The organism is Microvirga sp. 2MCAF35, from assembly GCF_052115545.1.
Taxonomy (GTDB): domain Bacteria; phylum Pseudomonadota; class Alphaproteobacteria; order Rhizobiales; family Beijerinckiaceae; genus Microvirga.
Map to the genome: position 1 here is coordinate 1 of NZ_JBFRGW010000040.1, position 23,507 is coordinate 23,507.

Genomic DNA, 23,507 nt, shown 5'->3' on the forward strand with positions numbered 1-23,507 from the left:
GGTTGGGGAAGAACAAACAGGGCCGCGCTTGACCTCGGCTTCCAACAGCCTGCCCGAAAAAGCGGCCTCCTGTCCGTCCGGAGGAGCCTCACAGCCCCTCCGGACAAGCACTCTAAGCCAAATCCATCAATACAAGCCCGGCCATGACGGGAGAGTGTGGCGAGAGATCCCGGATCGCGGCTATGCCGCGATCCGGGATGACGCTTGTGTTTAAGACCGCAGCACCGCGCCGGTCTTTTTGCCGACCTCGCCGACGATCTTGGCCGAGACGGCCTCGATCTCGACGTCGGTCAGCGTCTTCTCGGTCGGCTGCAGGGTTACGGCGATGGCCACGGACTTCTTGTCCGGGTCGATGCCGGTGCCCTCGTAGATGTCGAACACGTCGACACCCACGATCAGCTGGCGCTCGGCGCCCTGCGCGGCCTTCACGATGTCGCCGGCAGCCACGTCGCGGCCGACCACGAAGGCGAAATCGCGGGTGAGCGGCTGGAAGTCGGGCAGGTTGAGCTTCGGCTTCATCTTGGTCGGCTTCGCCTTGGGCGGCGGCAGCGCGTTGAGATTGAGCTCGAAGGCGACCAGCGGACCCTTCAGGTCGAGCGCCTTCAGCACCTTCGGATGAACCTCGCCGAAAGCGCCGACCACGTTCTTGGGCCCGAACTGCAGCGTGCCCGAGCGTCCAGGATGGAACCAGGCCGGCCCGCCGGCAACGATTTGCAGACCGCCGGACGGGATGCCGAGCGTCGCGAGCAGCGCCAGCACGTCCGCCTTGGCATCGAACGCATCGACGGCCTCGGCGCCGCCGTCCCAGTGACGACCGACGCCCTCGGCCCGCGCCGTTCCACGACGCACGGCGGCGGCCTTGATCGACTGGCCTTCCGGCTCGTCGGACGCGAAGGTCTGGCCGACCTCGAACAGCGCCACATCGCCAAGCCCACGATCCGCATTGCGCTGCGCAGCCTTGAGCAGACCCGGCAGCAGGCTCGGACGCATGTCAGAGAGTTCCGCGGCAATCGGGTTGGCGAGCGCAAGGCTTGCATCGCCGCCGCCGAACAGTTCAACCTCGCTCTTGGCGATGAATGACCAGGTGACGGCCTCCACCAGCCCGCGCACGGCGAGCGAACGGCGGGCGAGGCGCGTGCGCTTCTGGATCAGGGTCAGGATGGGCTTTGCAACCGCGGCTTCGAGGCGCGGCAGCGGCTGCGGCTCGATGCGGTCGACACCCGCGATGCGGATGACCTCCTCGACGAGATCGGCCTTGCCGTCGATGTCGGGCCGCCAGGACGGCGCCGTGACGCTGACGCGCTCGCCCGAGCCCTGGATGCCGAAGCCGAGCTTCTTCAGGATCGTTTCGGATTCGGCGGGCTGCACGTCGAGACCCGACAGGCGCGGCACTTCCGACCACGGGAACTCCACGGTGAGCCGGTTGTCCGGCACCTGCCCCGCCACGACGGCCTCGGACGGTTCACCGCCGCACAGGTCCATCACCAGCTTGGTGGCGAGGTCGAGACCCGGCACGGTGAAGGCCGGGTCGACGCCGCGCTCGAAGCGGTAGCGCGCATCGGTGATGATCCCGAGTTTGCGGCCGGTCTGCGCGATGTTGAGCGGATCCCACAGCGCCGATTCGATCAGCACGTCGGTCGTATGCTCGTCGCAGCCCGAATGCTCGCCGCCCATGATGCCGCCGATGGACTCGACGCCGTTCTCGTCGGCGATCACCACGATGCCCGGATCGAGCTTGTAGGTGCGAGTGTCGAGCGCCAGCACCTCCTCGCCGTCCTTCGCGCGGCGAACGGTGAGGTTGCCCTTCACCTTCTTGGCGTCGAAGACATGGAGCGGACGACCCCGGTCGAAGGTCATATAGTTGGTGATGTCCACCAGGGCGTTGATCGGACGCAGGCCGATGGAGAGCAGGCGACGCTGCATCCATTCCGGCGACGGACCGTTCTTCACCCCACGCACGAGGCGGAGCGCAAAGGCCGGGCAGAGCTTCCCGTCCTCGATGGTCACCGCAACCGGGCAGGCTCCCTTGCCCGGGACGGGCGCGATGGCATCGCTCTTGAGCGTGCCGAGGCCGGCGGCCGCGAGGTCGCGGGCGATGCCGTGGATCGACGTGCAGTCGGGACGGTTCGGCGTGAGGTTGATCTCGATGACCGGATCGTCGAGGCCCTCATAGGATGCATACGGAACGCCCACCGGCGCATCACTGGGCAGGTCGATAATGCCGTCGTGATCGTCGGAGATCTCGAGTTCCGCCGCGGAGCACAGCATGCCGGCGCTCTCGACGCCGCGGATGGTGCCGACGCCAAGCGTGATGTTCTTGCCCGGAATATAGGTGCCGGGAGGCGCGAACACGCTCTTCATGCCGGTGCGGGCATTGGGGGCGCCGCACACGACCTGGATCGGCGCGCCTTCGCCCGTATCGACCATGCAGACGCGCAGGCGGTCGGCGTTCGGGTGCTGCACGGCGGAGATCACATAGGCCACCTTGTAGGGCGCCAGCGTCTTCGCCTTGTCCTCGACGCCTTCGACCTCGAGGCCGATGCGGGTGAGCGTCTCGACGATCTCGTCGAGGGAGGCCGAGGTGTCGAGGTGATCCTTCAGCCAGGAGAGGGTGAATTTCATGACACTGTTCCTTGAGTGTCATCCCGGACTGGCAAGGCCAGATCCGGGATCGTGTTCGGAATAGGGAGCTTCACTTGTCCTGCGATCCCGGCGCTTCGGCCGGGATGACGTTTACGAGGTGAGGCCGCTCACGAGTGACGGAATGTCGAGTGGGCGGAAGCCGTAATGGTTCAGCCAGCGCACATCGGCCTCGAAGAAGGGACGCAGGTCCGGCATGCCGTATTTGAGCATGGCGATACGGTCGATGCCCATGCCCCAGGCGAAGCCCTGGTACTCGTCGGGATCGAGACCGCAATTGCGCAGCACGTTCGGATGCACCATGCCGCAGCCGAGGATTTCGAGCCAATCGGTCCCCTCGCCGAAGCGGATCTCGCCGCCCTTGCGTGAGCACTGGATGTCCACTTCGGCGGACGGCTCCGTGAAAGGGAAGAAGGACGGGCGGAAGCGCATCTTCACCTGCTCGACCTCGAAGAAGGCCTTGCAGAACTCCTCCAGGACCCACTTCATGTGCGCGATGTTAGCCTGCTTGTCGATGACGAGGCCTTCCACCTGGTGGAACATCGGCGTGTGGGTCTGGTCCGAGTCGTGGCGATAGGTGCGGCCTGGAATGATCACGCGGATCGGCGGCGTCGAGGACATCATCGTGCGGATCTGCACTGGCGAGGTATGCGTGCGCAGCACCTTGCGCTCTCCCTTCTCGTTGGGAGCGAGGAAGAAGGTGTCGTGCATCTCGCGGGCCGGATGGCCTTCCGGGAAGTTCAGTGCCGTGAAGTTGAGATAATCCGTCTCGATATCCGGCCCCTCGGCCACGGAGAAGCCCATATCGGCGAAGATCGCCGTCAGCTCCTCGATCACCTGGCTGATGGGGTGGATGCGGCCGCGGGCTTCGGGGGCCTCGGGCGGGGGAAGTGTCACGTCGACGCGCTCGGCCGAAAGACGGGCTTCGAGGGCGGCCTCGGCGAGCGTGTCCTTCTTGGCCGCGATGGCGGTCTGCACCTTGTCGCGCAGGCCGTTGATGAGCGGGCCGCGCTCCTTGCGCTCCTCGGGTGTCATGGCCCCGAGAGTCTTCAGGAGTTCGGAAACGGAACCCTTCTTGCCGAGCGCGGAAACGCGCACGGATTCGAGAGCCGCTTCGTCGCCAGCGGCTTCGACCTGGGTCAGCAGGTCACGTTCGAGTTGGTTGAGATCGGTCATCGGTCCCTGGCCAGATGCGTGCGCCAAATACAGGCGCCTTGAGTGAGGCGCGGCGCGGGAACCGTCAAGTCGTCCGAGCCGCGAAATTGCGACCGACAGCGCAAAAAGGCCGTCAGCGCGAATGGTCTCGGAGAAGGGGGAGTGAGGCGGTGCGGCTGACCGGGCCAGCCGCACCGAAATCCGGTCTATCCGACGCTTTAAGCGGCCTGCTGCGGCAGGGCGGCCTTGGCGGCGTCCACGTAAGCGGCGAAAGCCGCCGGCTCATGGATGGCCATTTCGGACAGGACCTTGCGATCGACCTCGATCCCAGCCTTGCCGAGACCGTCGATAAATCGGGAATAGGTCAAGCCATGCGTGCGGACGGCAGCGTTGAGACGCTGGATCCAGAGAGCGCGGAAGGTGCGCTTCTTGTTGCGACGGTCGCGAGTGGCATATTGCATGCTCTTCTCGACCGCCTGCTTGGCGATGCGGATCGTGTTCTTGCGGCGGCCGTAGAAACCCTTGGCGGCCTTGAAAACCTTCTTGTGCTTGGCGTGGGCGGTAACGCCCCGTTTGACGCGGGCCATTTAAAAAACTCCTTCAAAATCCGGGATGTGGGGGAAGAACCGCCTTAGCCGTTCGGCAGGAAGTACTTCTTCACGTTGTACGCGTCGCCCTCGAACAGGGTCGTGGTGCCGCGCAGGTTGCGGATCTGCTTCTTGGTCCGCTTGATCATCCCGTGGCGCTTGCCGGCCTGGGCGTAAACGACCTTGCCGGTGCCAGTGATCTTGAAGCGCTTTTTCGCGCCAGACTTCGTCTTCAGCTTGGGCATTTGGCTCTCCTTTGGACAGGCGTCGGGAGCGGCAAGCCGCGCCTTGGCCTTTTCATTGCTGCATTGAGCAAAACGAACCGCCACGGCAGCCCTAACAGCCGGGCGGTTCAATGAAGGGCGGCTTATGACAGAAGGCCGCCCAAAAAGCAATGGCCGCCGGAACCCCGACGGCCACGAATTTCGGCTGAAAAAGAGCGCCGTTACCGCGGCGCCAGGACCATGACGACCTGACGGCCCTCGAAGTTCGGCTCCATCTCGACCTTGGCGAGATCGCCCACATCGGCCTTGACCCGGTCAAGAACCTTCAGGCCGAGGCCTTGGTGCGCCATTTCGCGGCCACGGAAGCGCAGGGTGATCTTCACCTTGTTGCCTTCCTCGAAGAAGCTCTTCATGGCCTTCATCTTGACCTCGTAATCGTGGTCGTCGATGCCGGGACGCAGCTTGATTTCCTTGACCTCGACCGTCTTCTGCTTCTTGCGGGCCTCGGCGGCCTTCTTCTGCTCGAGAAAGCGGAACTTGCCGTAATCGAGGATCTTGCAGACGGGAGGAGTGGCGTTCGGCGAGATCTCCACGAGATCGAGGCCTGCCTCTTCGGCAACCTTGAGGGCATCGAAGAAGGGCACAACGCCCCGATTCTGCCCAGCATCGTCGATCAGCTGTACTTCGCGGACGCCGCGAATGTCTCGGTTGGCGCGCGGTCCGTCCTTTTGCGGCACCGGCATGGCTCTCATTGGTCTGCGAATGGCTCGTATCTCCTGTTGAGGGCTAGGCTGCCGGACCGGGAACTCTCGAGGAATCCCTGCTGGTAGGCTCAGCCTTGCCACGAATGAATCGACATTTCGCGCAAATCTGCGGGAAGTCAACTTGTTCTATGGCTAAAACGCCCCGTCAGGAGTGCTGAATAGACGTCAAGGGTGCTGGAAACCATGCGTTCGAGCGAAAAATGACGCTCCACATGCGACCGGGCCCTGGTCCCGAGAGCAATCCTGGCGCTCGCCCCCAGGCTCAGCGCCGCCCCGACCGCCTCGGCCAGGCCATCGGCATCTCCGGCCGGGATCCGCCAGCCCGTCCGCTCGTGCGGCGGCACGGCCGGCGGGGACAGGACCGTCTCCGGCACGGCCCCGAGATCGGACACGACCACGGGCGTTCCCATGGCCTGGGCCTCCACGGCCGAGCGGCCGAAGGCCTCCGGCTCGGTCGAGGGGACGGTGACGACCGAGGCTGCCAGGAAGGCGGCCGGCATGTCGGTGCAATGGCCGACCCGGCGCACAATCCCCTTCAGCTTGCGCGCCACGATCAGGCCGTCGAGATCCTTCACATAGGTTTCCCTCCCCTGGGGATCGCCCGCGAGGATATAGGCCACGTCGTTGAGGCCGGCATCGCGAAGCTTGGCCGCCGCTTCGATCAGGACCTTCTGGCCCTTCCAGCCGGTCAGCCGGGCCGCCAGCAGGACCACACGCTCGTGCGGAGCGACCTCCCAGGCCTTCCTCAGGGCCTCGACTCGCTCCGGCGCCACCGCATGGGGCGAGAAGACGGAAAAATCGGTCCCGCGGTGGATGACGCGGATACGGTCCCCGGCCTGGGGATAGACCGAGCGGATCAGCTCGCCGGTGTAGTGGGAATTAGCGATCACCGCATCGCCCCGCGCCATCACGGAATTGTACAGAACCTTGACCGCCGAGCGGCCGGAATAGCTGCCGTGATAGGTGGTGACGAAGGGAATGTTCAGGGAGCGCGCAGCCCCAAGGCCCACCCAGGCGGGCGCCCGGGAACGCGCATGCACGAGGGAAACCCGCTCGTGATGGCAGATCCGGGCGAGCTTTCGCACGTTGACGAGCATGGAGAACGGGTTCTTGGTCGCCGCCGGGAACGGGATCCACACGCCGCCCTTGGTCTGGAGTTCGCCGACGAGCCGCCCGCCCTCCGTGGCCACCAGGGCACGGGCGCCGACATGAACGAGGGCCTCGGCAATATCGACCGTGGTGCGTTCGGCTCCGCCGGCCTCGAGCTCGGGGACGATCTGCATAACGGTTCGGCCCTCCAGCGGATGCACATGAGAGGACGGAAAAGCCATCCCTCCGCCGGGTCGCGTTGAAAAACTCACGGATGTAAGAGCCTTCTCAAAAGAATCGTCTAGAAACGGTTGCTTCAAAGCAGTTGAGGATGAGTTAACCATGCCGCAAAGCGTCACGGTAGGCCAGGATGCCCGCCCCATCGCCGTTTTGTTCCGGGAGGGCAAGGGACCGCCCGTCGTGTGGCTCGGCGGGTTCAAATCCGACATGCGCGCCACCAAGGCGACCGCCCTCGACGATTGGGCGAAGATGAACGGCCGCGCTTTCCTGCGCTTCGACTATAGCGGCCACGGCGAATCAGGGGGGGTCTTCGAGGACGGCACCATTTCCCGATGGCTCGAGGATGCGATGACCGTCATCGAGCGGTTCGTGACAGAGCGTCCCGTCTTCGTCGGCTCGTCCATGGGAGGCTGGATCAGCCTGCTGGCGGCCCGCCGCCTCATGGAGAACCGGCCCGACATCGCCCCGGCGGGGATGGTTCTCATCGCCCCGGCCGTCGACATGACGGAACGGCTCATGTGGGATCGCTTCCCCGAGGCTCTTCGGACGAGCGTGCAGGAGACGGGGGTTTATCATCGGCCTTCCGCCTATTCGGACGATCCCTATCCGATCACCTGGAAGCTGATCGAGGACGGGCGCCGGCACCTCCTGCTCGACCGCCCGATCCAGGCCGGCTGCCCGGTTCATATCCTGCAGGGCATGGAGGATCCCGACGTCCCGTGGGACCACGCTCTCCGGCTCGTCGAGCACCTGCCGGGAGACAGCGTGTCGCTGACCCTGATCAAGGACGGCGACCACCGGCTCTCGAGGCCGGAAGATATCGAGCGGCTTATCGCGGCTGTCGAAGGGATCGCCTGAGCGAGCAAAGGGTGGTCACGCATGCAGATGGCGTGAAACGCCGGGTGGCTTGCCGCGAACCGACGCCTGGGCCAATTGTTGGGTATGGCATGCGGATGGCCGCTCAACTCATGACGGGCAGGAGAAGCGATGTTCACCCTTGAGATCGACGGCAGGCCCATTGCGATCACTGATGCGGAAGAAGCTCAGGCGCGGGCCATCTTCGAAAGCGACGCGTTCAGGCAGGACCTCACCGTCATGACCAGTGACGGAACGCCGCTATGGGATGGGCGGGCGCCGCTGACGATCCGGCCGGCATCGGATCAGGAGGTCGCAGCCTTCGAGGCTCCTGAATTCGACGTCGACGACGATGATGAGGACATGGAGGATGACGACGGCGTGTTCGTGACCTTCCTCGTGCCGGTCGATCATGATCACGAGGAGACCTCAGGCAGCCCACCGCAACGATACGACTCGTAAATGTGCCCTCCTGATACGGGTATGCGAAGACCACGTCTCGGCAAAGCGCATTCTTCCCGGATCACCTTGGCCGGGACGGAAAGGCGCCGTCATATCCTGATGGAACATTCCGATGCCGGACGACCTATTCCCGTCTCTCACGGTGAGGGCATGCCATGTTGCGGAGAGTTCGAGGTGACGCCTGATGAACGATGCGCAGACTACTTCCTATGCCCGGCGCTCGCCTGACAACGCCCCGCCACCGCAGTCCCAAGCCGAGCCGACCGTGGCGCCAGAAGGCGGTCCGACCGAGGCAACCGACACGCGCCGGCCCTGGCTGCGCCGGACTTTACTCATTCTCGGGCCTTTGGTGGTCGCCGCGGCAGCGCTCGCATTCTATCTGTCAGGCGGGCGGTATGTGTCGGAGGAGAATGCGTACGTTCAAGCGGCCACGGTATCCATCTCACCACAGGTCACGGGAGCGGTGGCCCAGGTCCTGGTGCGGGACAACCAGCAGGTCAGCGAGGGAGATGTGCTCTTTACCATCGACCAGGAGCCCTATCGTATCGCGCTCGCGGGCGCGCAGGCACAACTTGGCGTGACGCGGGACCAGCTGGCGGGAATGGTCGAGACCTACCGCAGCCGGCAGGCTCAGGTTAAGCAAGCGCAGGCAAACCTGGATTTCGCCCAAGCGGAGTTCGACCGCATGAACGATCTCGTGCGACGGGGCGTATCCTCACAGGCACAGCTCGACGAGGCGCAGCGCAATCTCTCCGTCGCTCAGGCAGCGTTGACGACGGCACGGGAAGAAGCCGCAACGATCCTCGCGCAGCTTGGTGGTGACGGAGACATGCCTCTGGAACAAAGACCCCAGTATCGGCAGGCCCAGGCGAACGTCGATACCGCCGAGCGCAACCTGCGCCTGGCTGAGGTGCGTGCCCCTTTCACCGGAATTGCCACCAACGTGGATGCCATTCAGCCGGGGATGTTCCTTACCGCAGGGCAGCAAGCGATCAGCATGGTATCCAGCACCTCCATCTGGGTCGAAGCCAACATCAAGGAGACGGACCTGACGGATGTACGTGTCGGCAATCCGGTCGGCATCGAAGTGGATGCCTATCCCAATGTCAGGTTCCAGGGGCAAGTACAGAGCATAAATCCCGCGAGCGGAGCGACTTTCGCACTTCTCCCCGCCCAGAACGCAAGTGGCAACTGGGTGAAGGTGGTCCAGCGCATCCCCGTTCAGATCAGCGTGCAGCAGCCTGGCGGCGGACCACAGCTGCGCGCGGGCATGAGCGCCACCGTGTCCATCGACACCGGCCAGGAGCGCTCGCTCTCCCAGTTGTGGCGCGACCTGCGCGAGAGCCTGTAGGGAAGCCGCCATGGCGACCACGGCAGCTCCCTCGCCGACAGACGTGGGATTTGGACGAGGCAACAGAGTTGCCATTACAGCCTGCGTGATGCTTGCCGCACTGATGCAGGCACTCGACACCACCATCGCGAATGTCGCCCTGCCGTACATGCAGGGCAGCTTGGCCGCCACGCAGGATCAGATCAACTGGGTGCTGACCTCCTACATCGTGGCTGCGGCGATCATGACGCCCGCTACGGGCTTTCTCGAAAACCGCCTGGGACGCCGGCGGCTGTTTCTGCTCTCGGTGGCGGGGTTCGTCTCTGCATCTCTCCTCTGCGGTGCCGCGCAGTCGCTCGATCAGATGATCCTCTTCCGGTTGCTGCAGGGGATCTTCGGCGCCCCCATGGTGCCGTTGGCACAGGCGGTTCTGCTCGATACCTATCCTATCGAGCGCCGGGGCCAGGCCATGGCAATCTTCGGTCTCGGCGTCATGCTGGGGCCGATCATCGGCCCATCCCTCGGCGGCTGGCTGACCGAAGCCTACAACTGGCGCTGGACCTTCTACGTGAACCTACCCGTCGGGCTGCTGGCAATAGCAGGTCTTTACTTCTTCCTGCCCGAGCCGCCGCGCACCGAAACGCAGTCCTTCGACGCCTTCGGCTTCGCACTTCTGAGCCTGGCCATCGGATCGCTGCAGATGTTCCTTGATCGGGGCGAGCAGCTTGATTGGTTCGAGTCGACTGAAATCTGGATCGAGGCGACGCTCGCCGGGCTTGCGGCCTACATGTTCGTCGTGCACCTCACCACCGCGCGACAGCCGTTTCTTGAGCCGCGCATGTTTCAGGACCGGAACTTCGTCGTCGGCCAGATCCTGATCTTCTGCATCGGCGCGATCCTGCTCGCGACCCTCGCGCTGCTGACGCCCTATCTTGAGCGGCTCGTGAACTATCCCGTCCAGACCGCAGGACTCGTGCTGGCCCCGCGGGGGATGGGCACCATGGTCTCCATGGTGCTCGTAGGACAGCTTATCCGTTATGTCGATGCGCGATGGCTTATCATCTGCGGATTGATCCTCACCGCGACTGCGCTTCATGAAATGTCCAGGTTCACCCCGGACGTGTCGCAGGTTGCCATCATCCGCACAGGGATCATTCAGGGCTTCGGTCTGGGACTCGTGTTCGTGCCGTTGAGCACACTCACCTTCGCAACTCTCGAACCCGCCTTTCGTACGCAGGGCACGGCGTTCTTCAGCCTGACCCGCAATATCGGCTCGAGCATCGGCATCAGTTTCACCACATTCCTGCTCACCCGAAATATGACGACGATGCATGCCGATCTGGTATCGAACCTCACCCCGTTCAGCCCCGGCATCCGCGAATACGGCCCCCTGCTCAATCTGCAGACGCCCGCCGGTCGCGCCAGCCTGGACACTATGGTGCAGTTCCAGGCCTCCAGCATCGCCTACGCAAATAACTTCCTGCTGATGATGTATGCCGCCATCGCCATCATACCCCTGGTGTTTCTGATGCGAAGAAACCCTGACATCCGCAGCAGTCGAGCAAGTTAGAGCTCTATGGATACGTTAAGCAGAGTTCAGCCGGTCATCTTCTTCCCAGCATCATCTTCTCGAGGTTCCGGAGACACAGGCCATGAGCCCAGGACGCTGCCCCGTGCGATGAGGATGATGCAGAACCTGTTTTCGATGAAGTTGATGCCCTGCTTGGCCGATATTCCTCATCGCACCGTTCACCAGACTGTCGGCATGGAGCCTACAACTGCCCCTTCGCTTATATGTCGATCTCGATGAGCACGGGCTGGTGGTCGGAGGCTTGGCTCTCCTGATCGTAGCTGATCGTACGGATCTTGGGAGCGAGATCTTCCGTCACGAAAATGAAATCGCAGCAATGGGGCGATCCGTTGGATTGATCGAAGAGGCAGAAGGATGGAGGATGAGCCTTCGATCCGTGAACAGCCTGCCAGGCATCCACGAGATCTGGAACATTAGTGGAGAAAGGCTCCGAGATCCTCTGCTTGACGGGGTCGTCCGGCCGCATGTTGAAATCTCCCGTCAGCACGGCCGAAGGGGATGTCGGATAGAGTGCGTAAGTGCCGGGGCCGTTCTCTCGCGGCATCAGGTGACGCTCGGTGGCCGTGCGGTGCGCCTCGCGAATGCCTTCCACCTGTGCGCGGCGCAGCGTGTCGGAGGAGTATTCCAGATGCGTGGTCATCACGCGAAGCGGGCCGGAGGACGTCTCCACCACCACGTCCAGGAGGAGGCGCGGCATGTTGCGGGTGGCAGCCGCCTCCCACGGCAACGTGTAACGCAGCACCTGCGCGACCGGTAGCCGGGAGACGATCATGTTGCCGAAGCGACGTCGTCCTCTGCCCCCGCCCGGGGCATCGAGGGCGACGCCCTCGACGGCCGTGAAGCCCGGCAGAAGACGCGCGATCTCGGCGAACTGATTTCCACCGTCATTGCCCTTCAGATCGGGGAAATTGTCTGAGACCTCCTGAAGGCAGAGCATATCGAAATCCGCAATCGCGCGAGCCTCGTTGATCAACCGATCGAGATCGACGGCTCCGTCGATGCCGAGGCCCCATTGGATGTTCCAGGTCAGGATTCTAAGCATGTGGTCCGCGATGTCCTATTGGCCGACCTTGCTCAACACATCGGCTTTCAGGAAGCGCTCGATGACGATCATGAATAGGACGGATGGCACGAGCAGGATAAGGGCCGTGATCGAGGCGATCTGGTAATTGCCGCCCATGCTCGCGTTGTAGAGCAGAAGCGGCAAGGTCGTGACCTGAGGCACGCCGACGAAGAACGTGCCGGTGAACTCGTCGAGGGATTCCAGGAACACGAAGATGGCGCTCGCCATGATGCCCGGTGCTGCCAGCGGCAGCGTGATGGTGAAAAATGTTCGCAGAGGCGACGCGCCGATGTTGCGGGCGGCGAGTTCCAGGTCCCGATCGACAGCCGCGAAGGCCGCAGCGGCGATCCAGACCGAGTAGACGAGGCCATGAGCGGCATGGACGAGCACGACACCGGGGATCGTCCCGGTGAGCCCAAGGCTGTAGAAGACCCGCGCCACGTTGATGTAGATCGCCACGGACGGAAAGGCCTGCGGCAGCAGGAACAGGATCATCAAGGCCGTGCGCCAGGGAAGCTTGAGCCGTGCCAGGGCATAGCCTGCCGGAACCGAGACGGTGAGTGCCACCAGAACGGTCAGGCAGGCGATACCGATGCTCGTCATCAGCGACGCCATGGCATCTCCCGTCGGGCGAAAGACGACTTCCCAATACCGTAGGCCGTAAGAGACGGGCAGCTTGAATGGCGCATACCATCGCTCCGCGACCGACCACAGCGCCAGGTTGGCCAAGGGTCCGAAGAGCAGGAACGCGAAGACCGCAAGGCCAGCGACCTTCAGAAGGCCCGAACCGAGGGTCCAGACCCGCTGGCCCGTTGCCGAGGAGGCCCGCCGGTCCAGAGCAAGCGGCGCAGACCTGGACAGGGGCAGCGGCGCCGCGCCCGTGGATGACAGAGGAGGCTGACTGGTCATGCCTGCACCTCGCGCCTGATGCTGTGACGAAGGTAGATCCACGCCACCGTTCCGGCGATGAGATAAGATACGACGCCAAGCGCATTGGCGGTGGCGTAGTCGCCGTAGGAGTTGATGCGGAACGCCATGTCCACCGTCAGCATGGTGGGCTGCGATCCGGCGACCATCATCGGCACCGACAATACGGACAGCATGGTGACGAAGGACAGAACTAGGCCGACGAGAAGCGTCTGCGCCACCTGCGGCAGAACGAGTTCGATCAGGACGCGCAGGCGGGACGCGCCCAGATTGCGGCCCGCCTCGATCGTGGCGCGGTCGATGGACGCCATGGCGCCCGCCAGCATGAGGGTCACGAATGGCACCTGCTTCCAGACGAAGGTGATGATGATGCCGCGCCAGTCGAGATAGCTCGTGGCCTGGATCGGTTCCATCAGGCCGAGTGCCACGAAGGAGTTGTTCATGAGGCCGTTCTTGGCCAGAAAGGTTCGCATGCACTGGGCCGCGACGATGAAGGGAATGAAGAGCGGCCAGCGATAGAGGCTGCGCAGGACAGCGATGAGCCACGGCGTTTCGCTCAGCGTTAGGATGCCCGCGATAGCGATCGAGAACAGGCCCGTCAGAATCGTCGAGACGACCACGATGAAGAGCGTGAACAGAATGTCGGTGGAGTAAAGCTCGTAGGCTTTCTGGAAATGCATGAGCGACAGGCTGCCGGACGGATCCGTGAAGGCCGCAGCCAGCGAGAAGCCGAGCGGATACAGGAACAGGGCGCCGATCATGGCGAGCGCCGGCGCGATGAGAAGAAGGCCGAAGAGCGAAGGTCGTGCCATAGGAAACGCGTACCGGTCTCATCAAGACAAAAAGGCGCGGGCGGCCGAGGAAGCCGCCCGCAGGAAAGCCACGGTCTAGTTCGCGACCTTCTTCTCGTAGGTTTCGAGAATGTCGTTGAAATAGGGACCGATCGGGAAAGACTTCCCGTTGGCGGCCAGCGTATCCGGTGGGATATCGGAGAAGAGCTGGTTCCAGGCGGCTTGATCAAGCTTGCCTTCCAGGTTCTTGGCATCGATGCCCGGATACCAGTTGAAGCGCTTCACGATGCCCTCGGCCTGCACATCCGGGCTCGTGGCCAAGGCGATGAAGTCGGCTGCGAGCTTCTCCTGGCCGGCCTTGGCCGGGATCGCATAGTACATCGGCTGGCCCGGCATGCCCGGGGACACGAGCTTCAGTCGCATGTTCGGCGGCAGCTTCCCGTCGGCCTTCCAGGAATAGAACATGTCGACCCAGACCGGACCCATGGCGATTTCGCCGCGGTTGAGCATGTCGAGCGTGCCGGCGTTGCCGGGCGTGATGACGACGTTGCCGTTGAACTCCTTCAGGTCAGCCATCGCCTTGTCCCAGGCGCCCTTGGTGGCGGGATCGTAGGGTCCCTTTTCGAGTTTCGCCGCATCCCCGCCGAAGGCCGAGACCCAGCCGGTCACGAAGGCGACGCCGGACATGCCGCCCTTGATGCCGTTATAGCCGAACTGCTTCGGGTTCTTCTTCACCCAGTCGCGCAGCTCGGGATAGCTGTTCGGCGGGTTCGCCACGAGGTCCGGATTGTAGGCAATCGCCGTCTGCGAGTGGAACATCGGCATCACATAGCCGGACACATCCGCTCCGAGGGAGTTCGTGGCCGTATCGCGGGTCACCAGATTGCCGGTCGGGATCTTCTCGCGGTATTTTTCCAGCAGACCTTCCGTCACCATCGTGCCGGCAGCCTTCTGGTGAACGACCACCACGTCGAAATCCGAATTCGCCGTTCCGGCCTTCTTCTGCGCGTCGAGCTTCTCGTAGATCTTCTGCGAGCCGCCGTCGCCCGGTCCCGTACCGACGGCCACGACCTTTACGCCCGGATGGCTCTTCTCGAAGAGCGGACCGAGATAGTCCTTGATGTAGTCGACCATGTTCTGGTCGCCGGCGGTGGCGACGTTGAGCGTCTGGGCACTTGCCGTGCCCGTTAGGAAAAGGGCTGCGATTCCCGCAGCCAGTAAGCGCTTATGCATGGGTTCCTCCCGTCGATGGGGCATTTGGAAACAGGTGCAGCGATGCCAGCGGCAGGCGCAGGCCCACCTGGCGATCGACCTCGTGGTAGCGTTCGTCCGTCACGGTAAAATGACGGTCGCCGATGGCCACCACGTACCTGTAATGTCCTCCCGGATACGTTCTCTGCGCGATTTTTCCCGGAAGGATGATCGACCCGTCGACCCGCGCCTGCGGATCGTCGAGCGAAGCGACGTCATCACGGAAATAGGCGGTGACGGATCCGACCGGCACGTCGCCGCCATAAGAGGCCATGATGGAATCGTGGGCGCGGACTTCCACACCCGAGCCCGAGGGCCGTACGTCGAGACTGAGCGTGTTCTCGGCCCCCATGAAGCTCGCCACGAAAGGTGAGTTGGGGTGATCGTAGACATCCTTCGGCGTCCCGACCTGCGCAATGCGGCCGGCATCCATCACCACGATTCGGTCCGCCATGGTCATGGCTTCCTCACGGTCATGTGTGACATGGATGGCCGTGAAGCCGAGACGGTTCTGCAGCGCCTTGATCTCCGAGCGCAATTGGATGCGCACCTTGGCGTCGAGATTGGACAAGGGCTCGTCGAGCAGCAGGATCTCCGGCTCGATGGCCAGGGCCCGGCCTAGGGCTACGCGCTGGCGCTGACCGCCGGACAGCTGGGTCACCTTCCGCTCTGCGAGCCCGGACAAGTTGAGCATCTTCAGCACGGCGTCGACCCGCCTGCGGATCTCGTCCTTCGGCACACCGCGCAGGCGAAGGCCATAGCCCACATTGCCGAGAACGGTCATGTGCGGCCAGAGCGCATAGGATTGGAACATCATGGCCATGCCTCGCTTCTCGGGCGGCGTGTTCACCACGTCGCGTCCGAACAGCCGGATGGCGCCCTCCGAGGCCTTCTGAAAGCCCGCGATGGTGCGCAGCAATGTGGTTTTGCCACACCCTGACGAGCCCAGGATGGCGATGAACTCGCCGGGAGCCACCGAAAGGCTGACTCCTTGGAGCACCCGCTGGCTGCCATAGCTGACCTGAAGATGATCGATGTCGATCGCGGCCGAGACGGAACTGTCCACGCCCGATATCCTCCCAAAATGCGCTTTTCGCGTCTCTTATCGGGACAGAAGATCACATCTGCATGTCAGTGGAAAGAGAAGCTTTGCTCAACGCCGTGGATCGACGCATGTCCGAGGGCATCGACCAGCATTTGGCCTCAGAACAAGATGGCGCAGACTGGTCTAGGCTCTGAAACGATCCCTACCCCTCGAAACCTTTGGTCTCTATTCGTCCGGCAACCAGTCGTTCTGCCGCCCGATTCATGTAATTAAATAACTATTTGAAGGATCTCTTGACGAGGCCGTTACCAGAGAAATCGTAGGTGAGTCGACTTCTGCATAAGAATGAGGAGAACTTCGAACCCGGACCACCTCGGAAATAGAAAGGTTGGGCGCCGAGCTGCGATGACGGCGCGTACCAAAGCGTCGGCTCCGGCGTTGATGCCAACAGCATCACCGGAGCATTCGGCGCTACATGGAATTGTTTGAGGTCCTGCTTGGTCTTCTCGCCGCTTGCGTGGCGCTCGCTCTGATTGCCCGCCGCCTCGACCTGCCGCCTGCCGTCATTCTCGTCGGCGGCGGGATGGCTCTGGCCCTCGTTCCTGGCCTCCCCACCATCGAGCTCGATCCTCAGCTCGCCCTCGTGCTGTTCCTGCCACCTCTCCTTCAGGCGAGCGCCTATCGGACCGACTGGCCGGCATTCCAGTTCAACTTACGTCCCATCCTGCTCCTCGCGCTTGGGGCTGTGCTGTTCACGGCCCTCGCGGTGGCTGCAACCGCGAAGCTCCTCGTTCCGGAGCTTCCGTGGGCTGCTGCCGTCGCATTGGGTGCCATCGTCGCGGCCCCCGATGCGGTGGCCGCGAACTCGGTTCTGAAGAATTTCCGCATTCCCAAACGGCTCGTGGTGGTGCTCGAAGGCGAGAGCCTGCTCAACGACGCCTCCTCGCTGATCCTGTATCGCTTTGCCGTGGCGGCGACCCTGGCTGGCGAAGTGTCGCTGGGTGAGGCATCCCTGTCGTTCCTGATCTCTTCGGCCGGTGGGTGCTTGCTGGGCTATCTCGTTGGTCGGGCTGCCATGTGGATCTTCAGCCATCTGGAGGACACGCTTCTCGATATTCTCGTGTCGTTCCTTGCGGGCTTCGCGGCCTACCTGGCGGCGGAGCAGGTGCATGTCTCCGGCGTGCTCGCGGCCGTCGCCTGCGGTCTGATCCTCAGCCAGCAGCAGCATGCGGCTTTCAGCGCTCGCACCCGGCTGGAAATGCATTCCGTGTGGCAGTTCGTCGAATTCGTTCTGACTGCGCTCGTGTTCGTGCTCATTGGTTTACAATTGCGCGGCATCCTGGAGCGTCTGGAACACTACAATACTTGGCATCTTGCCGGCTTGGGAGCCGCAGTATCAGCGGCCCTGATCCTCAGCCGGTTCGCATGGGTGTTCCCGGCCCTGTGGCTGCCGCGAGCCCTGTCGCGTCGTTTGCGCGAGCGCGATCCCATGCCGTCCGGGAGCCACCTGACGATTCTCGCATGGTCTGGGATGCGGGGCGTGGTCAGTCTGGCGGCAGCGCTCGCCCTACCGGCCGGGTTCCCGAGCCGGAACATCATCGTGTTCCTGGCGTTCTGCGCCATTCTCGCCACGCTGGTACTGCAAGGGACAACCCTTGGATTCCTCCTCCGCCGCCTCGGCTTGGACGAGCCAGAGGCTGAGTTGCTCAACCCAGCTGTCACTGCGGATGCGATCAACGCCCGCAGCGAGGCGACTGTCGCTGCCATGTCGGCCGTCCGGCAGAAGATCGACAAAGGGGATCCGGAGCAAGCCGCGGTCGCCGGGGACCTGCTTCGCGATCTGGGACGACGGGCCAAACAGGATGACCAAATCCGAACCGATGCCGAGACAGGGGCGCAGCGAATGGAGGCTCAGCTTCACCTGCGGCTGACGGCCATCGAGGCGGCGCGAGCCAAGCTCCTGGCCGGTCACAAGGATGAACTCCGCTCGGATGCCATAAGGGCGCTCGTGGCTGAGCTCGACCTGGAGGAGCAGCAGATCAGGATTGCGCTCGGCGACCCCAAATGAAGGGTGTCGGATCCTATCAGTTGCCGAGGCGGGAGAAGTCGGCGTAGTGTATCTGGTATACGCCCGCACGACCAAGGCCACAGGCGATCTGATGAGGCGCCTGACTTTCGTGAACCGGTTTTTCTGATCCATCACAGCATCCATTTCACTCGCTGCGACCAGTTCAAGGCCTATGACAGCTTGAATTCCGACGACAAAAGATCCCGATCGTCTCAATTGACCGAAGTCGCAGCCTCGTTAGCTGGATGCAGGACTCTCGATAATGTAGCGGATCCGCTGGATATAAAGTTCGTAGTAGGCATCGAGCCCGAACTTCTTTCCCAGCTCCCGACAAACAAGGATCATCTCAAGCGCCTGAAGCCACTCGCCGCGGCGGTACGCGTCCAGCATGATACCGTTCCGTTCGTTCAGTTCCACGAAGTCACGGCTGGTCGCCACATCGGAGCGTCCCAGGATAGTGAAGATCCTCTGCAGCTCACGCTTTCCCCTGACCTGAAGATGGTCGACCTCAAGAACGGCGAACCGGGTTATGACGGCCTGCGCGGTGCTTTCGCCGATGATGATGGGGACACCATATTGCTTTGTCATGCCCTCGAGGCGCGACGCCAGATTGACTGTGTCCCCCAAGGCCGAATAGTTGAAATGCAGGTCTGAGCCGAAATTGCCGACGGCGCAGAGGCCGGTATTCAAGCCGATGCCGATCCTGAGTGGGGGAACCGGCTGAGTGTCGCCGGCCTCCCGCTGACGCTGTTCGTTCAGCGCTTTGAGACTCTCCAGCATTGCGCAGGCAGCCTCACACGCATTCGCCTCGTGAATGGGATCGGCGAGCGGGGCGTTCCAGAACGCCATGACGGCATCACCCATGTATTTATCGATCGTCCCGTGACGGCCCATGATATCCTTGGTGAGCGGGGTAAAAAGCCGATTGATCAGGCTCGTCAAACCCTTTGGATCGTCCTTGTACAACTCGGAAATAGCCGTGAAACCGCGAATGTCCGAGAAGAGCACAGTCAGCACGCGCTGCTCTCCGCCAAGGGTCAGCTTCTCGGGCGATTGCGCCAGTTGTTCGACCAGATCGGGGGAGAGATACTGGCTGAACGCCGATCTGATCCGGTGGCGGTCCGCGGAAACAGTCACGTAGTTTGTGCAGACCAGGAAGGCGTAAACCAGAAGGCTTGAGATCAGAGGGAAGGTGTAGTCGATCAGGACGCCAAGAGACGAGAAGCAGTACCAGGACACACCTAGAGTCACGGCGGCAGTGGCGCCCCCGAGCACGAAAAGGGTACCGGCATTCATCCTGGGCGCAAGTATGATGAGGATCAGGCTCAGAAGCATCGCAAGCACGATCTCGACGGAGGCCGTGTAGGTCGGCCTGCTCAGGGTCTCTCCCATGAGGGCGCTCTCCAGGAGCTGGGCGTGCAGCTCGACCCCTGGCAACGCCGGATGGACTGGAGTGACCTTGAGATCGAGAAGCCCGGCGGCCGAGGTTCCGATCAACGCCATCTTACCTGCGATGCGGTCAGCCGGCACCCTACCCTTCAGAAGATCGATGGCGGAAACATATCGGCTCGGCTTGATGGACGAGAAGTGGATCCAAACGCGGCCCTTCCCGTCCGTCGGGATTTTGAAATCGCCGACACCCACGCTCCGGACGCCGCTGGCATCTGTCGTGATCAGAATGGCTCCCGATCCGGTGGCGACCCGCAGCATTTCGAGAGAAAGCGACGGAACGACGATGCCATCTGCGACCGCCACGACCGGGACACGGCGGACGATGCCGTCCTGTTCAGGAATGATCGAGAAGATGCCCTGCCCCTGAGCGGCCAGATCAAGGATGGGGAGATTGTGCAGGAGATGAGGAAAGTCGACAAGGAATGGGCGCGGGTCCGCACCGAGGATCGCGACACCCTTCTGAATTGCCGGCCGCGCAATTGGCGCTGCTCCCGAGACAAGGTACCCCGACTGCCCAAGGACCACCTTCGATAGCCGAATGGCGTCGGCGAAGACGGCATCATTGCTGGGCAGGCGCCGAAGCTTCTCCCGTGTTGCATCATCCAGCCCGTGAAATGTCTCAGCCACAACCTCTGGCGAACTTCGGTCCGGTTCAGAAAAAAGGACGTCGAAGCCAATGACCGTGCCGCCTCCCTCGACGATCTTCGAGAGCATTTCGGCCATGATAGTGCGCGGCCAAGGCCACTGTCCCAGAACGCGTAGGCTCGACTCGTCAATATCGACGATGGTAACGAGGTCCTGGCGTACAGCACGTGGTTGTATCAGCTGGTAGATGTCGAACGACCTCTGCCGAAGAGCTTCGATGGGTCCAGGATCCCAGATCCGTACGGCCAGCAAACCGACCAGGAGCAAAAGGCCAACAATCCGTCCGGCCCCTAAGCGGCGTATCCTATTCAGGAGGACGGGCACAACTGCCGTTCCGTCGGGTCGTGGGCCCATGCTGCAACGATCTTCGTACCTCGGATCTCACGATCACATTGCATCTTCCATCGGGGCATGCCGCCAAGGAAGGGATTGCAGAGGCGTGTCGACAGATGCACGGTCGCCTCACAGGATATGGTCCGTAGAGCGGGGTAAGGCGCCTGCAATCGTCAACTCCGTTGCCAAGACCTCCCCGCTCGCAAACTTGACAATGGCCGAGACCGAATTCCCTTCTCCCACGAGCCGCCTCAACTCTCCAACCGAAGCATCCAGGGCAAACCCGGTCGGTGTAGAGACAAGATCTTCCGGACCGATACCGGCGATTTCCGTGCCGTTCACAAAGAGATCGACATCGGCGACGGTGCCACTCCGAGCTGGAGTTCCGAGAACCGAGATATCGATCTGGTCTGGGAACGTCAGCAGCGATGCCTTGCCGGTATTGTCGATTTCATTCAGCTGTGAAAGATCCGCGCCCTCACCGACACCGAGAGCGGTGATTTTCGTGCCGTAAACATTTTTCAACGTCGCCAGTTCGGCATCGATCGCGCCCTGTCCCTTGCCGTCTGAAAGAAAATACAGAAAATTTTTCTCTTTCCCCTGATCCAAGATCTGCAGACGATCGTTGGCTGCTCGCAAGGCATTGGCGAAATCCGTCAACCCGCCGGAATTGAGCCCCCTCAGGTAGTTCGCGATCGTCTCCTCTCCCCCCTGCCCGAGGCCGAAGGTTTCGGCATTCACATTGCTGTCACCCACAGGCTCGGCAGGATCGGCACGGTCGTTGAACGGGATGATCGTGACCGTGAGGTCGGCAGGCGAGAATCCGATCCCTCTCACGCGATCCGTCAACGTGATGAGGCTGGCGATCTCCGCGTCCAGGATGGTATTGGCATGTCCGTCACCGTTGGGATCGCCGACCGGCGCCCCCTTGAACTGTTCCGACGTGCTGCCCGAGACATCGACGAGATAAAGAATATTCATCTGCGGCTGCAGAAATTTTCCGAGATTGACGGCTAGGCTGAGATCTGCACTTGCAGCCGTGGTGGCGGATGGCGCCTCGATGGAAAGAGAGACCGGCTGATCGTTGTAGTCTAGGATGCCGCTGGCCGACGCTGTCTGATGAGGAGACGTGAACGTTCCGGTGCCACGGACTTGCAAGGTGATGTCTGCCGTATCGGTTCCTCCCTTGCCATCGGAGACCGTGTAGGCGAAGGACAAAGTCGCGGTCTCGCCTGCACTAAGAGCGAGGAAGTCGCCGCCTGGATCGAACACCAGATCTCCGGCTGAATTGCGGAAGACGGAACCTTCAAGTGGACTTGTCCAACGGATGATGTCGAGTGGATCGCGGTCGACATCATGGTCGTTCGAGCGGACCGCCAAGACTCTGCCTCCAGCCTCGTCCACGCCTTCGATGCGGTCGCTCACTGCGGCGGGGGCGTCGTTTCGGCCAGTAACGGTCCACGATATCGTCACTGGAACATGGGCACCGCCATCGGTCAGCAGGTTGTAGTCAACCCTGACGGTTTCTGTCTCTCCCTGACCCAGGTGTTGATAGGCCGGATGGGATGGATCCAGAGAGAAGCTGCGTGTTGCGTCGAGATATTGCACGCCGGGAGGCAAATGGGCCGGTACGGCCACCAGGGGCAAAGCGGCTCCGGCCGACATTACCGCGCCCTTGTAGGCACTGAACTGTGCCAGCGGACCGTCCTCGATAGCCGTCCCGTGGATCGGCACGGGAACAATGGCGAAGGATGGAGGAGCGGTCTCGTGCGCAATGACGCGCTGGTGGACAACCGGCAGGATGGCGAATTGCGAAGGGTCGGGGAGCTCGATCTTCTGAGGCAGATTCACGGGAATGATCGGAACATCGTCGAAATCGCTGCTGCCTCTGGGCTGGTGAAGCTCCGTGGAATAGAACTGAAATATGTCTCGTGCGAAAGCGTTCTCGCTGCGGATGTCGTCAGCCGTTTTCGAGATCTGTGTAATGCTCGGATCCGAGCCGGGGACCGGAGTCAAAAGCGTCGCAGTGCCAGCATCCGACAATGACGCGAGCACGCGGGACGCGTTATGCTTGTCCAGGAGAACGAACGAACCCACCCTTCCATCAGGCTCGGTCAGAAGCGAGAACTTCGTGGTTCCGCTGAATGCTGCGATTTCGGTATGGACGGCCGTGCCCCGGATTGCCATGGTGGCGACCGGAGTATCGACCTTGAGATCACCGGATTTGGCAATCCGTCCCGCGACGAAGCCGATGACGCCTTGGACGAGGGTGAGCAGCGCCGAGTTCGCATTCGAATCTGCGGCGTACACCATATCGTTCACCACCATGCGGGCACTGGCAGACAGGCTGAAGACTGTTCCGTCGTTGAATTTGATCGTCAGTGACGAATCCGCTCCCGTCTGCAGCACGTCGCCTTTGACGACCATATCGCCGAGATGCAATTCAACTGGAACGCCGTTCCGCAGTACGGTCGCGGAGCCGGACACTCTCTCGACACGACCGATCGAAGCTTGAATCGGTGTCGCATTGCCCACCTGCGCGTATCGACCCGAAGGATCGGGACCCGCCAGCACCTCGACGGTATCACCTGTAAGGCTCGCCCCTTCAGGGGTCGTGATACCCAGGCGTCGCTCGCCCCGGAAGTAGTCCAAAATGACAGCGGTTTCGTCATGCCCTACAAGCAGGAGATCGGCTCCGGATCTTCTGAAGTCGGCGGAGAAAAGAAGATCCTTGTCAGGAAAGAGGATCGAGGGAGCGGTGTCAGCACGACCGCTCGCCGCCTCGGCGGCGTCGATCTTGATGTCGAAGACAGTAGCGCCGTCCCCGGATTGGTACACAGCTGAACCCCATGGGTTCATGCGATGATAGTCGTTTAACCCATTCCCTCCTACGGGAATGAAATCTTAGAACCCGGCACTGCTTATTCCAGCGACCTTGATCGGCCGCAGGTCCGTTCCCTGCAAGAAGCAGTGTCGTATTCACGCGCGATACAAT

18 protein-coding genes are annotated in these 23,507 nt (G+C 62.4%); 5 read left to right on the top strand and 13 right to left on the bottom strand.

Annotation, left to right across the window (positions count from 1 at the left end; genetic code table 11):
- Positions 1-210: 210 nt before the first annotated feature.
- The 6 genes from pheT to AB4097_RS17495 all read right to left on the bottom strand — a co-directional run bounded on the left by pheT (position 211) and on the right by AB4097_RS17495 (position 6,701).
- Positions 211-2,622 carry a phenylalanine--tRNA ligase subunit beta gene (gene pheT, locus AB4097_RS17470; protein ID WP_442041852.1) on the bottom strand — a complete coding sequence of 804 codons (2,412 nt, stop codon included), beginning with the start codon at positions 2,620-2,622 and terminating at the stop codon, positions 211-213.
- Positions 2,623-2,733: 111 nt separating this feature from the next.
- The gene (pheS, locus tag AB4097_RS17475; protein WP_442041854.1) at positions 2,734-3,816 is read right to left on the bottom strand and encodes a phenylalanine--tRNA ligase subunit alpha; all 1,083 of its coding nucleotides are present in this window, start codon (positions 3,814-3,816) and stop codon (positions 2,734-2,736) included.
- Positions 3,817-4,013: 197 nt separating this feature from the next.
- Positions 4,014-4,382: a 50S ribosomal protein L20 gene (gene rplT, locus AB4097_RS17480; protein ID WP_009494554.1), complete on the bottom strand. Its 369-nt coding sequence runs from the start codon at positions 4,380-4,382 to the stop codon at positions 4,014-4,016.
- A 44-nt stretch (positions 4,383-4,426) separates the two neighbouring features.
- Positions 4,427-4,627 (bottom strand): 50S ribosomal protein L35, encoded by a 201-nt coding sequence (rpmI, locus tag AB4097_RS17485; RefSeq protein ID WP_009494553.1) that lies wholly within the window; start codon positions 4,625-4,627, stop codon positions 4,427-4,429.
- Between the two features lie 200 nt (positions 4,628-4,827).
- Positions 4,828-5,349: a translation initiation factor IF-3 gene (gene infC, locus AB4097_RS17490; RefSeq protein WP_262028324.1), complete on the bottom strand. Its 522-nt coding sequence runs from the start codon at positions 5,347-5,349 to the stop codon at positions 4,828-4,830.
- Positions 5,350-5,486: 137 nt separating this feature from the next.
- The gene (locus AB4097_RS17495; RefSeq protein ID WP_442041858.1) at positions 5,487-6,701 is read right to left on the bottom strand and encodes a glycosyltransferase family 4 protein; all 1,215 of its coding nucleotides are present in this window, start codon (positions 6,699-6,701) and stop codon (positions 5,487-5,489) included.
- 100 nt (positions 6,702-6,801) lie between these two features.
- Between AB4097_RS17495 and AB4097_RS17500 the strand changes: the two genes are divergently transcribed.
- From AB4097_RS17500 to AB4097_RS17515, 4 genes are all read left to right on the top strand, one after another.
- Positions 6,802-7,557 (top strand): alpha/beta hydrolase, encoded by a 756-nt coding sequence (locus tag AB4097_RS17500; RefSeq protein WP_442041860.1) that lies wholly within the window; start codon positions 6,802-6,804, stop codon positions 7,555-7,557.
- A gap of 129 nt (positions 7,558-7,686) precedes the next feature.
- Positions 7,687-8,016 carry a hypothetical protein gene (locus tag AB4097_RS17505; RefSeq protein WP_442041862.1) on the top strand — a complete coding sequence of 110 codons (330 nt, stop codon included), beginning with the start codon at positions 7,687-7,689 and terminating at the stop codon, positions 8,014-8,016.
- A 265-nt stretch (positions 8,017-8,281) separates the two neighbouring features.
- Positions 8,282-9,367: an efflux RND transporter periplasmic adaptor subunit gene (locus AB4097_RS17510; RefSeq protein WP_442041864.1), complete on the top strand. Its 1,086-nt coding sequence runs from the start codon at positions 8,282-8,284 to the stop codon at positions 9,365-9,367.
- 10 nt (positions 9,368-9,377) lie between these two features.
- Complete coding sequence (locus tag AB4097_RS17515) at positions 9,378-10,916, top strand: DHA2 family efflux MFS transporter permease subunit (RefSeq protein WP_442041866.1); 1,539 nt, start codon at positions 9,378-9,380, stop codon at positions 10,914-10,916.
- 220 nt (positions 10,917-11,136) lie between these two features.
- Here the strand turns inward: AB4097_RS17515 and AB4097_RS17520 are convergent, their stop codons facing one another.
- From AB4097_RS17520 to AB4097_RS17540, 5 genes are all read right to left on the bottom strand, one after another.
- Positions 11,137-11,979 carry an endonuclease/exonuclease/phosphatase family protein gene (locus tag AB4097_RS17520; protein WP_442041868.1) on the bottom strand — a complete coding sequence of 281 codons (843 nt, stop codon included), beginning with the start codon at positions 11,977-11,979 and terminating at the stop codon, positions 11,137-11,139.
- Positions 11,980-11,994: 15 nt separating this feature from the next.
- On the bottom strand, positions 11,995-12,909 hold the full coding sequence (locus AB4097_RS17525; RefSeq protein ID WP_442041870.1) for an ABC transporter permease: 915 nt from the start codon (positions 12,907-12,909) through the stop codon (positions 11,995-11,997).
- A complete protein-coding gene (locus tag AB4097_RS17530) occupies positions 12,906-13,739 on the bottom strand; it encodes an ABC transporter permease (RefSeq protein ID WP_442041872.1) in 834 nt (277 codons plus the stop codon). Before AB4097_RS17530 ends, AB4097_RS17525 begins: the two co-directional genes overlap by 4 nt.
- 75 nt (positions 13,740-13,814) lie before the next feature.
- Positions 13,815-14,951: an ABC transporter substrate-binding protein gene (locus AB4097_RS17535; protein ID WP_442041874.1), complete on the bottom strand. Its 1,137-nt coding sequence runs from the start codon at positions 14,949-14,951 to the stop codon at positions 13,815-13,817.
- Entirely contained in the window at positions 14,944-16,035 is a 1,092-nt protein-coding gene (locus AB4097_RS17540) for an ABC transporter ATP-binding protein (RefSeq protein ID WP_442041876.1), read from the bottom strand. The genes AB4097_RS17535 and AB4097_RS17540 overlap by 8 nt, the downstream gene beginning before the upstream one ends.
- Positions 16,036-16,489: 454 nt before the next feature.
- On the opposite strand from AB4097_RS17540, the gene AB4097_RS17545 reads away from it, so the two are divergent.
- Positions 16,490-18,082, top strand: coding sequence for a Na+/H+ antiporter (locus AB4097_RS17545; protein ID WP_442041878.1), 1,593 nt, complete (start codon positions 16,490-16,492; stop codon positions 18,080-18,082).
- Between the two features lie 237 nt (positions 18,083-18,319).
- On the opposite strand, the gene AB4097_RS17550 is transcribed toward AB4097_RS17545, so the two are convergent.
- Positions 18,320-20,533, bottom strand: coding sequence for a CHASE2 domain-containing protein (locus AB4097_RS17550; protein ID WP_442041880.1), 2,214 nt, complete (start codon positions 20,531-20,533; stop codon positions 18,320-18,322).
- A 108-nt stretch (positions 20,534-20,641) separates the two neighbouring features.
- Complete coding sequence (locus tag AB4097_RS17555) at positions 20,642-23,371, bottom strand: Ig-like domain-containing protein (protein WP_442041882.1); 2,730 nt, start codon at positions 23,369-23,371, stop codon at positions 20,642-20,644.
- Positions 23,372-23,507: the final 136 nt, after the last annotated feature.

Coding starts and splice junctions, on each gene's coding strand:
- pheT (WP_442041852.1), bottom strand. CDS start 2,622: ATGAAATTCACCCTCTCCTGGCTGAAGGATCACCTCGACACCTCGGCC.
- pheS (WP_442041854.1), bottom strand. CDS start 3,816: ATGACCGATCTCAACCAACTCGAACGTGACCTGCTGACCCAGGTCGAA.
- rplT (WP_009494554.1), bottom strand. CDS start 4,382: ATGGCCCGCGTCAAACGGGGCGTTACCGCCCACGCCAAGCACAAGAAG.
- rpmI (WP_009494553.1), bottom strand. CDS start 4,627: ATGCCCAAGCTGAAGACGAAGTCTGGCGCGAAAAAGCGCTTCAAGATC.
- infC (WP_262028324.1), bottom strand. CDS start 5,349: ATGCCGGTGCCGCAAAAGGACGGACCGCGCGCCAACCGAGACATTCGC.
- AB4097_RS17495 (WP_442041858.1), bottom strand. CDS start 6,701: ATGGCTTTTCCGTCCTCTCATGTGCATCCGCTGGAGGGCCGAACCGTT.
- AB4097_RS17500 (WP_442041860.1), top strand. CDS start 6,802: ATGCCGCAAAGCGTCACGGTAGGCCAGGATGCCCGCCCCATCGCCGTT.
- AB4097_RS17505 (WP_442041862.1), top strand. CDS start 7,687: ATGTTCACCCTTGAGATCGACGGCAGGCCCATTGCGATCACTGATGCG.
- AB4097_RS17515 (WP_442041866.1), top strand. CDS start 9,378: ATGGCGACCACGGCAGCTCCCTCGCCGACAGACGTGGGATTTGGACGA.
- AB4097_RS17520 (WP_442041868.1), bottom strand. CDS start 11,979: ATGCTTAGAATCCTGACCTGGAACATCCAATGGGGCCTCGGCATCGAC.
- AB4097_RS17525 (WP_442041870.1), bottom strand. CDS start 12,909: ATGACCAGTCAGCCTCCTCTGTCATCCACGGGCGCGGCGCCGCTGCCC.
- AB4097_RS17530 (WP_442041872.1), bottom strand. CDS start 13,739: ATGGCACGACCTTCGCTCTTCGGCCTTCTTCTCATCGCGCCGGCGCTC.
- AB4097_RS17535 (WP_442041874.1), bottom strand. CDS start 14,951: ATGCATAAGCGCTTACTGGCTGCGGGAATCGCAGCCCTTTTCCTAACG.
- AB4097_RS17545 (WP_442041878.1), top strand. CDS start 16,490: ATGGAATTGTTTGAGGTCCTGCTTGGTCTTCTCGCCGCTTGCGTGGCG.
- AB4097_RS17550 (WP_442041880.1), bottom strand. CDS start 20,533: ATGGGCCCACGACCCGACGGAACGGCAGTTGTGCCCGTCCTCCTGAAT.
- AB4097_RS17555 (WP_442041882.1), bottom strand. CDS start 23,371: ATGAACCCATGGGGTTCAGCTGTGTACCAATCCGGGGACGGCGCTACT.